Origin of the sequence: Streptomyces daghestanicus, from assembly GCF_020521275.1 — a bacterium.
Classification (GTDB): domain Bacteria; phylum Actinomycetota; class Actinomycetes; order Streptomycetales; family Streptomycetaceae; genus Streptomyces; species Streptomyces griseoviridis.
This window is the reverse complement of record NZ_BNDX01000011.1, coordinates 51,256-64,894: the sequence shown is the minus strand read 5'-3', so window position 1 is coordinate 64,894 and position 13,639 is coordinate 51,256. Positions and strand designations below refer to the sequence as shown.

At 75.3% G+C, this 13,639-nt stretch carries 1 protein-coding gene; it reads left to right on the top strand.

The annotated features are described in order from the left end of the window. Positions 1–10: 10 nt before the first annotated feature. The gene (locus Sdagh_RS22680) at positions 11–13,609 is read left to right on the top strand and encodes a WXG100-like domain-containing protein (RefSeq protein WP_226535582.1); all 13,599 of its coding nucleotides are present in this window, start codon (positions 11–13) and stop codon (positions 13,607–13,609) included. Positions 13,610–13,639: the final 30 nt, after the last annotated feature.

Genomic DNA, 13,639 nt, shown 5'->3' with positions numbered 1-13,639 from the left:
GGGGACGCCCGTGCTGACCCCGTCTCCCGCCGCCCAGGGTCTGATGGAGGCCCTCAGCGGCATGAAGTGGCCGTCCATCGACGAGGACCGGCTCCGCGCGGTCGCCGACGACTACGACGGTCTGGCCGCGGTGTTCGGCGAGATCGACAAGGCGCTGGTGGAGGTCGGGCGGGCGGTGGCCGGCTCGTTCGCCGGGGAGTCCGCCGAGGCGTTCGTCGCCCTGGCCGACGTACTGGCCGGCGGTGACGACTCCTTCCTCGGTGCCGCCGCCAAGCAGGCGCAGCACATGGCGGACATCGCCCGCAGCTCCGCCAACCAGGCCGAGTACTACAAGTGGATGATCCTGGCCCAGGTCATCGAGCTGCTCGCGGAGATGATGTTCGAGGCGGCCGTCTGGTGGGTGCCCGGCCTGGGGCAGGCCGTCGCGGCCGAGGTCGCCTTCCGCACCGCGCTGCTGCGGACCCTGCTCCCGCTGCTGATGAAGCGGCTGCTCCTCGCCATCGCCCAGCACGTGGCGATCTCCACGAGCCTCGCCTTCGCGATGGACCGGATCATCCAGCTCGTCCAGAAGAACCAGGGCCACCGCGACAAGTTCGACGACAAACTGCTGCTCGACTCGCTGAAGTTCGCCGCGATCCAGGGCGTGATCACGGGCCCGGTGAGCCTGCTCGGCGCGGGGCTCGGCACGTTCCTCGGCAACCGGTTCGGCACCGGGTTCGACCGGATGCTCCGCGACGACCTGGGCACCCTCTTCAAGCAGTTCGGCCGGGCCGGCGGCGACGAGGCCGGCGGCAACCGTCTCGGCCGCGCCTTCGCCGACCTGCTGTCCTCCGCCGACAACCAGCTCCAGAAGGGGTTCGGCAAGGAGTTCAAGGATTTCGAGAAGCGCTTCATCGCCAAGGGCGGCGACCTCTTCGAGCGGCACGGGTTCGACGGCCTGGCCGGACCGGCCGCCCGGGAGATCGGCGAGAAGGTCACCCGGACGGTGGTCGAGCACTGGGGCGGCGCCGCCGGGTCCGGTTCGGTCCGGCACCTCACCGACCGGCTCCGGACCGTGCTGGGCGGCACCGTCTCCAAGGAGACGGCCGAGACGCTCTCCCGCGACCTGCCCGCCGCCCTGGCGAAGGCCGGGCACACCGGCAACCTCCGTTTCAAACTGACCATGTACGGCACCGACATGGTGATGCAGGGCGTCGGCCAGAACCTGGCCGAGGGCGTCTACAACCAGATGCACGGCTACGGCTTCACCTCGACCTGGGAGACGTTCCTCTCCGGGTTCCTCACGACCGGGCTCAGTCACGGGGCACGTGAGATGGTCGTGCACCCGCTGGCCGCGGCGGTCGGGCCGCACGTCGACACCGAGCCGCTGAAGGCTCTCGTCTCCAAGCTGACTTCCGGTGGCGTGTCCCGGTACACCGGTCCCAACACCGGTGACGCCGGTCTGCTGGACGGTGCGTCGGGTGACCGGGACGGGGCCGCGCCACCATCCGAGACGCCCCGGTCGGTGCCCACGGAGTCGACGGACGGCCGGGACGGGGAGGGCTCCGCCGGGGACGAGCAGGTGACGGAAGATCACCGGAGCGCGGCGGGCGACCCGGACGGCACGGGCGCGGACGCCGACACGAACACGGACACCGGCACCGGCACCGGCACCGGCACCGGCACCGGCACCGGCACCGACACCGACACCGACACCGGCACCGGCACCGGCACCGGCACCGGCACCGGCACCGACACCGACACCGACACCGACACCGACACCGACACCGACACCGACACCGACACCGACACCGACACCGACAGTGTGCTCGACATGCTGGACGTGGACGAGAGTGACGACGGCATCGGGCCGCCCCTGCCCGCGCCCCCGGTGGTCACCGCGTCGACCGTCCCGCCGGCACCCTCCCCCACCGCCGCACCCGCTCCGGCCACCACCCCGCGCTTCGCCAACACCGCCGGGCAGTCCGGGGACGCCCCGCCGCGACCGGTCCCCCGCACCGGTCAGGACGACACCCCGGGCGCCCTGCCGCGCGGCTCCGGTGCGGCCCCGTACCGGACCACCTCGGCGAACCCGTTCCCCACCGCGACGACCCCCGAGGGCACGCCCTCGACGGAGAGCCACGAACTGGCCCCGCTCCACAGCACCGGACCGGAGAACGGCCCGGCCACCGATCCCCCGGCCACCGAGCACCCTGCCGCCGGGCTCACGCCCACCGAGCAGCCCACCACCGGCCTCACGCCCGCCGAGCCCCCGCCCACCGCCGGCCCGACGCCCTCCGCCGACCCGCCGGCGGCTCCGGCCCCCGAGACCGCCTTCATCCTCGACGAGAGCGACGGCGAACTGCTGGCGGCACTCTTCGGCCCCGGTGAGATGCGGCTGACCCCGGAGGAGGTGGACCGGATCGCCGCCGGGCTGGTGGAACGCCAGAACGCCCTCTACCGGAGCCCGGACCCGGCCGGTGCGCACGTGCCGAAGGGCCTGCTGGGCAAGCTGGTGGCTCCCCTGGCCACCACCCCGCAGATCGTGGACGTACCCGGTCTGCGGCAGGTGCTGTCCACCGCCCCCCACTCCCTGCTGGGTGAGGGACGGACCTTCGAGGCGCGCCTGCGGGCGGCGAACCCGCTGCTCCGGCTGATCCGGCGGACCGAGTCCCGTCCGGTCGTGGTCAAGGCCGACGTACTCGGCAAGGCAGACGGTCCCGGTGGTGCCGAGGCCTCGTTCAGGACGCAGGTCAACCACCGGTCCGCCCAGCACTTCGGGCAGAGCCACGCCTCCGCCGTCGCCACGGCCCTGGCCGTCAGCGGCACCGCCGCCGTGCCGCCGGTCCTCGTCACGGCCACGGTCTCCGGGCAGCGCGGCGAGAGCCACGCGGCCGACCTGCGCGGCACCCACACCCCCAGCAGCGAGTCACGCGCGGTGAGCGGCACCGACCGCGAGGTGCGGCACATCCGCTTCGAGATCTCCGACCACGCGCCCGGCTGGAAGGACTCCGTCTGGGACAGACCCCGGGGGACGGACCCGGTCCGGGCCGTCACCCCCAACGCCCTCCACAGCGCCGAGATCACCCTCCCCAAGGGGCTGACCGCACCCCGCCCCGGCGACCGGGTGCCCACCCTGGGACCGGGCCAGTTCGCCGGACCGGTCGGCCGGCCCAGCGTGCTCGGATTCGGGCCGACCGAGCACATCCGCCGGTGGGCCGTGGACCACCTGCCCAGCTCGCCCGACCCCGCACGGGCCCGCGCGGTCGACCGGCTCCTCTCCCGCGAGCGGCTCACCGCGCACGGTCCGGACCTGCTGGCGGGCGGGGTCGGCGCCGAGTCCGCCCTCGCTCACGCCTCCGCCGCCGGGATCAGTCTCGGCCGGGCCAAGCCGGTCGGCCTGCGCGTCAAGGCGCTCTGGTCGGGGACCGAGATCCGCACGGCGGACCAGTACACCGCGCGCGACGAGACGGTCAGCGCCACCACCGCCGCGGGCAGCGGCAGTGTCCAGGCGGGTTTCCGCGGCCCCGTGGGCGACACCACCGTCACGGTGGGCGGTGTCCTGGGCGTCACCGGATCACACGGCCACCAGGTGCTGGGCGGGGGCGCCGGACAGCAGACGACGGGTGCCAAGTACCGGGACGTGCCGACCGCGCTCGCGGTGTTGGACATCGAACTGCCGGTCCGGCTGGCCGGCGGTCAGGAACGGGTCTTCACCACCTCCATGGTGATCCAGAGCCCGCTGCACGACCTGTGGGCGATGGCAGGCTGGGACGACCGTCTCGGGCTGCGGCAGGGCGACGCGGAACCACCCGTCCCGCCCTTCCTGCAGGGCCCGGGTGAGCGGAAGCGTCTCTACCTCACCTCGGTCCGCTCGCTGCGGGTGGGCGAGGACGTCACCCGGCCGGTCACCTCCGGCGAGGGCGGTGCGGGCGGCGACGCGCGGGCCGAGGCCGCGGCGGACGCGGCGTACGCCTCCGCCACCGAGACCCTCGTCACCGACACCCTGGCGTGGATCGCCGAGCAGCACCCGACGCTGGTGGTGCCCCAGCGGGAGGCCGAGCGGTGGAAGGGCGGCATCTGGCGGTCCCTGCTCCAGCCGCAGTACGCCCGCGCGGTGCACAACACCCTCCAGGTGGTCGCCGCGTTCCAGGGCGACCGGGCCCGCGCCGCACTGCACCAGTTCCAGCCGGAGGGCGTGCCGATCCTGCTGCTGGGCACCGGTGCCTTCAGCCGGGACTCGGTGATGGTGACCGTACGGCCCCGGTTCGACGACCCCGTCTCGTACGTCGGTACCGACCACGGTCTGCAGCAGCGGTTCACCGTCGGCGGCAGCGCGCGCGGCGGGTCGGCGCAGACCACCGGATTCCGGGCCGCTCTGGGGGTCACCGCGCGCGGCACCCGCACGGCCGGCGGCCACACCCTCGGCGCCGACGTGGGCCTGACCGCCTCCTACGACACCACCCGGCGGGATCAGGCGCTCTACACCGCGACCAGTGACGCGCTGACCCAGCTCAAGCCGGCCGGTTCCCATCTGTACCGGCTGACCGGCGAGTTCACGGTGTCGATGGAGCGCAGCCGCCACCCGGGCTACCTGGTGGAGTGGATACCGGGTCTGGGCGACCGGCACCGCGCACGGGCTGCCACGGGCGCCGACGACGCCCGGCGCATCCCCTTCGAGATCGACGTCGCGGTACCGGACCGGGACTTCACCCCGCCCGAGGGGGCGCCACCGGCGACGCCCCGGCCCGCCGGCGGGGACCCGTTGCGCGGGGTGCGGTCGGTGCCCCTCCAGGTGTCCTCGCACCCGGAGCTGATCCGGACGGCCCTGGATGCGGCCGCCTCGTCCTCGCACCGGGACTGGCGCTTCGCGGTGCCCGCGACCCCGCACTCCTTCCGGATCGAGCGGGCGTTGCGGTCACCGGCGCTGACCGGACGGCATACCGACCTGTTCGGCGCGACGGGCCTGTCACTGCCCGCCTTCCACGCGCCCGGCGCCTTCCGGGGCTGGCTGGGCGGGCTGCGGGTGTCGGGCGTACGGCAGAACCTGCGGGCCCTGTCGGGGCCGTTCTCCGTCGATCCCGAGGTCACGGTCTCGCTGGGGGTCGGGCTGGAGTCCACGACCGCGTCGGCCCACGGCGTCACCGGTGGTCTCTCCTTCCTGGACCAGTCCAGGTGGGGCGGCGCCACCGGACTGGTCACGGCCGGCCCGTGGTCGCTCGGCCACAGCGGCGGCTTCGCCGAGGGCGCCTCGACCACCACCGTCCGGGACGTCAACAACGTGTACGACTCCGAGCACTGGGTGCTGGTGGCCGCGGACGTCGACTACCGGGTCGAGGCCGCCGGCACCGACCTGGGACTGGGCTCACTCCTCGGCCGCCCCGGAGGTACCGCCGACCGGACGTTCACCGTGCCGGACGGCTACGTCGGCCTGGTGCCGGAGCAGGTCGCCAGGGACCTGGGGCTGCTGGACGCCGGCGCGCCCTCCAGGCCCGCGGTGCCACGGCCCGTCCTGGACGCCCTCACCGTGCCCCGGTCGTACCTGACCGACCCGGTCGGGCTGCTGCCCGCGGCGGGCGTCCGCCCCTCCGACGCCGACCTGGCTTCCCTGGGGCGGCAGTTGAAGAAGCTGTCGGCCCCCGAATCGCTCAAGGAGACGGTGTTCAGGGCGCTCTCCGAGTCGGTCGGCAGGGCCCATATGCAGGCGGGTGTCCCGGTCGTCACCCAGGGCCGGCGCCCCGCCGTGTCGTTCGGACAGCGCCTCGCCCTCTGGAACACCTACGCCGAACTCCGCGTCGACTACGTACCGCGTGACGCGCGGTTGCTGGACATCGCCACGTTCGGCGAGAGCCGCGTCGGCCACCTGGTGACGTCCGCGACGACCGGCTCGGCCGCGCGCGGCGCGGAACAGAGGCTGGCCTCGACGGCGGCCGAACGCGCCGGCGGCACCCCCAGCGGCATGAGCGAGTCCGTCAACGACACCCACGGCCGGTCGCGTGCCACCGGCACGTCGGACGTTTCGGTCGTCTCCCAGGTCACCGCGGCGGCCACTCCGTTCGCCGAGGTGGAGGCAGGCTGGGACGTCGTGGTGAGCCTGCGGGACAGCGCCGGCCGGCACCTGCTGACGGGCGCCGACGGCAAGCCGGGCGCCGTCGTGCTGGACGGCGGTACGCACCCCGCCGAGGTCCCGCTCGGCTTCCTCGACTCCGTCCCCGGCGGCCCGGGACTGCCCGTGGTCGACACCCGGGTACGGGACCACGCCCCGGGCCCGGACGCCGGGTCGCCGCTGGCGACGCTCCGGCGCGAGAACGCCCCCCGCTGGGAGGAGCTGCGCGACCGCTTCCGGGCCGGCCACGAACTGCACGTGGAGCGGGTCCACGACGCGGAACGGGTGCAGGACCTGCTGCGCACGCTGATCGACCGGGCCGTCGGCGGAGAGGCCGGGCCGACCGGCACGCCCGGCGTGAGCCCGCTGACCCGGCCGGGCCGACAGGCGGACCTGATGATCCGCAACGGGGCCAACGCGGTGTCCCTGCAAGGGGCCCTCGCCGGCGGCACCCTGCTCGGCGACGCGGGCCACCGGATCATCGGCGTCCGGGAGAACGCCGCCTTCGCCCCGCTGGCGGGCGACGTCGTCCTGCACGCCGTGCCCCGGCTCTCGGACGCGAAGATCCTCCGGGTGTCCGGACAGGTCACGCTGGAGAACGTCGCCGGCTCCGGCACGACGGTGTCCGAGTCGTCCGGCAGCTCCGCGGGCACCGGCGGGGCGGCACAGGTCACGGGCGGGGTACCGGAGGGTTTCGCGGGAGTACAGGGCAGCCGGTCCGGTGCCGTGGGCACCACCACGGTCACCGCGGAGACGAACGAGAGGCGGGCCAACCGCTTCCTGCCGGCGGGCCGCGCCTACCTGGTCGCCGTGCCCACCACGTTCCTGGCCACCGTCGGCACCGGCCACCCGGTCGGCGGGCGGGTGTTCGGCGCCTCCGGCAGGCAGGCGGCGTCGACCGAGACGGTGGTGCAGCTCTGGGTGCGGGAGGAACTGGCGCGCGAGGCCGGGCTGCTCGACGAGACCAGGCTGCCGGAGGCGACCCGTACCCGGTGGGAGGAGGCCGACCGGGCGCTGGACGCGCTGCGGGACAACCACCGCGCCTGGCGGGAGGTCCGCCGGCGCCTCGACCCGCCCGCGGCCGGGCGGCGCCTCGACGAGGCCCGTACCGCGCTGGACCGGGTGCTCGACGGGACGGACGGCCTGGCGCCCGAGGTGCGCGCCGCCACCGCCGACCTCGACCTGAGGCGCGCCGAGCGCGACGCGGCGGACACCGCGCTGGCGCGGGCCGACGCGGACCTGGACCTGTTCCAGCGCCTGCTCTCCTGGTCCGACACCCATCAGCGGTTGCGGGAGCGACGGTTCGCGGACCTCGCCGGCACCGCGGGGAGCGCACCGGAGCGGGCTCACTGGGACAGGGTCGCCGCAGCCTTGGACGAGGAGGTGGAGCGGGTACGGCAGCGCGCCCACGCCCATGCCCACGACACCCTGCGGACCCGGTCCGACCAGACGCGGCGGCGCTACGAGGAGACCTTGGCCGACTGGCGCGCGCGGGCGGAGGCGTTCCTGGCGTCACGGCCCCGTGACGACGCGGCGCGGACGGCGGTGCGCGGGTACGAGCGTGCCCTGGACGCCTGGCTCACCGGGCGGCGCGACGAGGGGGAACTGATCCGGCTGAACGGCAAGTTCGGCGAGGCGGCCGTCGAGTACGCCCGGCTCGGCGAGCTGGCCCGGACGCCGTCGGCGGACCGGGTGACCGCCGACCCCTTCGCCCCGGAGGTACGGCACGACCACGGTGCCGCGCCGGTCACGGCACCGGACACCGGCCCCGTCTACGAGGTGGTCCCCGGCCGGGACGGCGCACCGGACACCGTCCGGCTGGACGGCGTCACCGGGCCGCTGCCGCTCACCCCGCCCGCCGCCGACCGGGACGGCTTCCTCAAGGCGGTCGCCGACGCCCTGCCGCCCGGGGCGGGACACACCGCCGACTCGCTGCACCGCGACCTCAGCCGCGTCTACGGCGACGAGGACGTCCTCGGTCTCCTGGACCAGTACGGCCCGGACGCGCTGGCGGAACTGGGCGACGCGCTGGCGGCCGGCGACCCGGACTTCGACGCGCGGGCCGGCGCCCTCGCGCGGGACGCCGGGTCACGGCCGGTCGAGCGGCTCACCGGCGTGGGGCGGGACGGTACCGGCCGGGAGCGGGCCAGGTGGCTCGCCCGGCTCCGCGAGGCCCGCGTCGTCGCCCTGGCCCATCCCGACGACGGCACCACCGCCACCGAGACCTTCACCGACACCTTCCGCCCGGACGAGGTGGCCGGCACCCGGGTGGCGGCCCTGCTCCAGGCACCCGCGCGGGTGCGGCGCGAGTGGGAGGCCCGCGGGGTGGTCCCCCCGTCGGCCGGCGTGCGCACCGCCGAACACCGGGCCGTGCTGCCGGCCCGCGCCCGCGCGGAGCTGGCCGCCGTCCAGCTCGCCCGGCGCGGCACCGACGGCGACCGGGACCTGCCGAGTGTCCTGGACACCCACCCGGCGCTGCTGGCCGTGCTCCTCGCCCGCCCCGTGACCGTCCTCGCCCACGGCCGCGCTCACACCTTCCGGCCCGACGGTGCGGCGGGCGAGTACCGGCCGGACGACGGCGGAGTGCTGCTCCTGCTCGACGAGAACCGCAAGTACCGGGCGGTCCCCCACGGCTCGGCCCCCTCCGGCACGGACCCGGCCCGCGCCCTCGCACCGGTCCCGCCCGTCCCCGTCGTGTCGACGGCGCCGCCGCAGCTCTCGTACACGTCGCCCGTACCGGACCCGGCCCCCCCGCCGACCCCGCCGGCCCCGCCCGCCCCGCCCGCGCTCCCCGCCCGCCTCGGCCCGGACGGCCTGGAGCACGTGGCCGGCCTGCTCGGACTCAGCGGCGGGGACGTCCCGCCGGCCACGCTGCTGGGCCCGTATGCGCGCTACCTGGACCATGTCCTCGGGACCGCGTCCGCGGTGCCGTACACGCTGCGCGTCGAGGAGTCGGCGCCGCCGCGCGTCACCCGGCGTCCGAAGACCCGCGAGGAGTTGCTGGCCGAGGTGGCCGACCGGGTGCGCCTGGACCTGGCGGGCGAGGGACTGCGCCCGGCCGACCTGGCGCGGGCCCGGTTCGACCACGACGCCGCGGACGCCCCGCCGATGGGTGTCTGGGAACTGGGCCGCTTCGCCGCCCACCTCAGGAACCGGCCGGACGGCATCGCCGGCTGGCGGCACCGGCCGGCGGACGAGGCCGCGCGGGAGGCGCGGGAGTGGCGGGACAACGACCCTGGCGAGCGGGTCCTGGAGGAGTACCCGGTCGAGGCGCCCTCCACGGCCACCCAGGCGGTGGCCGGGCACGCGGGCCCCATCGACCAGCGCCGCTACCACGTGCGCCGGCTGGCCCACCCGGACGGCTCCACCACCACGGAGCTGACCGTGCGGATCTTCCTCTCCCCCGAGGCCGGGGCCCAGCACCTGTCCGACGAGGCGAAGGAGAAGGCGCACGAGGGCGTCACGCGCTACCTCTCCGGCGCCGGGTACCGGCTGCCCGACGGGGCCCGGCTCGCCGTACGGGTGGAGTTCACCGACTCGGCCGAGGACGCGCACCACACGGTGGGCCTCACCGCGAACGCCCAGCGGGCGCACTCCAGGCTCTGGAGCCTGACCGACGACCGGGACAGCGACCTGCAGACGCTGGCCCACGAGATCGGGCACCTGCTGGGCTTCGAGGACCAGTACCGCGAACTGAACGTAGGCAAGCGGCCCTTCTACCGTGACGTGGGCCTGATGACGGGGACGGTCCGTACCGGCGCCGACGGCCTCCCCACGTCCATGGACTTCCACTCGGCGGACGTACGCCTGGCGCGCGACGCCCGTCTGATGCCGCGCGACCTGCTCCTGCTCGGCTCGGACGGTCACCGGCACCCCACCAGGCCGACCGACGACATCGTCCCGCTGGAGGTCCGCCGCAGACTGCGAGACCTGTGGGCGAGTGCCGTTCCCGTGCCGGACGCCCCGGCCCACCCCAACGGCACCTACCGGGCCCGCGTCGAACTCGGGAACCGGAACATCACGATGTTTCCCGGGCACTGGACCTTCGAGGAGCAGTGGTACGCCGCCCAGCAGGTGTACCTGGAGGAGCGCCGACTCGGACGGATCGGCGCCGGGGGCCGGTTCGAGGGGGTGTACCAGGGCGTCCGCGTGCACGGGCACGCCACCGTGGACGGCCGCGTCACCGATTTCGCCGCGTCCGACCGCCAGGCCGACCTGCTGCCGTCCACCCTGCTGGACCCGGCGCTGGTGCGCCGGCCGGCCGAGCCGGGCCCCCGGCTGATGCCGGTGGCGCAGGACTTCCTGCTGCACGGTGACCACGCCGCCCGGGTCGGCGGGCACATACGCAACCACTACAGCTTCAACCAAGGCCGCGACAACGACGAGAACGCCGCCCACCACACCGCGTACGCGGACGCGGGGCCCTTCCGGTCGGCCTTCCTGGACGTCTACCGGCCCGAGGCGCACCCCCTGGACTTCGCGGAGGTCTCCTACCACGTCTCCCGGCGCGAACCGGCCGACGGCCTGGACCGGACCCGGGTGGACCGGCTGTCCCCCGCCGACACGGTGGTGCTGCTGGCGCCCGACGGCGACGCGCTCACGTCGCCGCACGCGCTCTTCCCCGACCTCATGTTCCGGTCCCTGCGCGCCGCGGTCGGCTCGGCGCACCGGGACGCCCTGCTGACCGGTGCCGTGCTGCCGCTGGAGGCCCCGGGCAGCTACCTGTGGAGCGGGAGCGCCATGGGAGTGCGGATGCACGGTCTCGTCGCCGGCGGGGACCACCGCTGGGTCCGGCCGTCCTGGCAGCAGGACGCCAACGCGCTGACCACCGAACTCGCCACCGCCTCCGCCCCCCGGGAGCCGTTCACGGTGAGCCGGAACGTCTCCGCGACCGGGGAGCACGTCACCGTCACCCGGGTCGTGGACGTCCCGTCCACCCTGAACGGGTCCGACCGGACCCCGGTGGCAGCGGGGGACCTGGAGGCGTGGCTCAACTCCCGGCTGGAGCAGCAGCCGCCCCCGGAACGGATACGGACCGCGGGTGACGCCACCGTGCACTACCGCGTCGCGCTCCGCCCCAGCCGGAACACCGATTCCGATCCGGCCTGGCTCACACAGCTCGCCGACTCCTACCTGATGGACGACGCCGGCTGGCCGACCGAGGAGCTGACGCCCCGGCTCGCCTCCGCCGGCGAACTGAGCCGCGTGCTGGACCGGTTCAGGTCACTGTCCGCCGGCGACGAGGCACCGTGGCGGCCGGGGGTGCTCACCGAAGGGGTGCAGGACCTCCTCGACGAACCCGGTCTGGCCCGGCTGCTCGACGGCCACGGGCTGCCGGGGGCGGCCCGGCCCGACGGCTGGGACGACCGGCTGATCCGCCGGGTGCACGAGGCGGGGGTGCACCCGGTCCGGTTCGCCGGGCTGGCGGACCACCTCGGGCTGCCGCCGGAGGCCGCGACGAGTGTCCTGGCCGCACCGGCCGGAGCGAAGCCCCTGCTCCACGCCGTGGCGGAGCTGGACACGCTGGCCGAGCGGCTCGGTGTCCCGGGCCGTACGGCGGACCTGGTCCGGCGCACCACCGAACTCGACGTCCCGGTCCAGCACTGGTGGAGCCTCGCCGGCCACCTGTGGTCCCGTGGCCAGGACATGGCCGCCCTGCTCGACAGCGACGCGCCCGGTGCGGCCGCCCTGCCGGCCGACTGGTCGCGGGGGCCGGCCGACTCCTCCGACCTGCCGGAGGGGCTGCGGGACATCGCCCGCGCCCTCCACGTCCACCCGCGCTTCCTCGACCGGGTCCACACCCTCCTCGGCGGCGGCGAGGACCTCGGCCCGCTGCACACGCTCGCCTCGATGACCGGGGCCATGGAGGAGTGGCGCACGGCCGGGCCCGACGCCGTGGCCGACGTGCTGGGCCCCTCCTACGGTGCCGCCCTGCTGCACTCCCTCGGCCACCATCCCCAGGCCACCGCGCACTTCCTGAGCTGGCTGGAGCACCGACGCGTCCAGGCCCACGGACAGGGCGAAGTCCTCGGTGCGGTACCGGACCTGCTGTTCGAGTGGCGGCTGGAAGGGACGGGAAGCGGGACGTCCCCAGAGGCACTGCGCGCACTGCTCGCCGGGTTCCAGGTGCCGGCCGACCGGTACCTGACGGTCCTGTTCGGCATCACCCAGTGGCACCGCCCCGGGTCCGACCTGATCCTCACGCTGGAGGAGCGCTTCCTCGACCCGCCGCAGCTGGTCCGATCACTCACCGGCGGCTCCTGGAACCCGCGGGACACCCTCCGGGCCTGGGCCCTGCTCGACCGGCTCGGACTCCACCCGGACCGCACCCGCACCATGCTCGAATACACCCTGCCGCCCGGCCCGAGGGACGCCCTCGCCGACGCGGTGGAGTTCGTCCAGGGGCTGCAGTACCTGGGGCTGGAACTGGCCGACCTCGGGCGGCTGGACGCCGACGCGACCCAGGCGGACGTCGCCCGGCTCGCCGCCGACGCCGCCTTCGCGCACGGCGGCGGGACCCCGGACCTGTCCACGGCCGAGGCACTGGACCTCGCGAGCGTCGACGCGCACGAGATGGGCGTCCCGGACCGCCCGCTCGGACTGCTGCGGCGCATGCGCGACCTGGACCTGCCCAAGAGCGAGTGGTGGAGCGTCGTGCACCATCTCGACGGGCAGGGCCGGACCGTGTCCGATCTGATCGACGCCGGGGACGGCACGGCGAAGGACATGATGCGGGGCCGGCTGACCGCGGACGCCCTGCCCGGGGCGCAGCGCGCCCTCGCCGGGAGGCTGGGCACCGACCCGTTCTTCCTCGACCTGGTCCGCGCGCGGCTCGGTGCCGACGACGTCGCACAGCTCGCGGGCTTCGCCGAGCTTGACACCTCCCCGTGGCGCAGCGGCCTGTCCCCGGAGCGGGTCGCCGACAGGCTGAGCACCACCTTCCACGCGGTGGACGTGCTGCACTCCCTCGGTGCGCGCCCCGGCGAGACGCGGGACTTCGTCCAGTGGCTCGACCCGTCCCTGCCGCCGTTCGCCTCCCGGGAGGAGGCCGTCATCCAGGTCCGCCGATGGCGCCTGGAGCGCTCCGGCGGGCTCGGACGGGAGGGGGACGTCCTCCGCACGGCCCGGGAAGACGGGCCGGCCGACGAGGGCCCGGCGCAGGTCCCGACGGGTCTCGGCGTCCCCGAGGCACCGCTGCCCGACCCGGTGCTCCCCCATGCCCCCGAGGCCGTCGAGCGCCTGGCCGGCCTCGGGTACCTGCCCGAGGACCTGCGCTGGTTCGGCACCGCGGCCACCTGGCAGGACCTGGCCGGCTTCGCGCAGTACGCGGCGACCACCCTCGTGCCGGGAGCCCGTTCCGCGGCGGAGGCGCTGGCGGCGTTGCGCGGGTCCCCCCTGGACGACAACAGGACCCGCGTCGCGCGGTGGCGGCGGTTCGCGGAACCGGCGCCCGCGTCCCCCGCCGGCGGTCCGACGACCGCCGACGCCTTCTACGAGCAGTTGTCGGGACACACCACACCCTGACCCAACGGCCCCTACCCACCGACCCCCGAG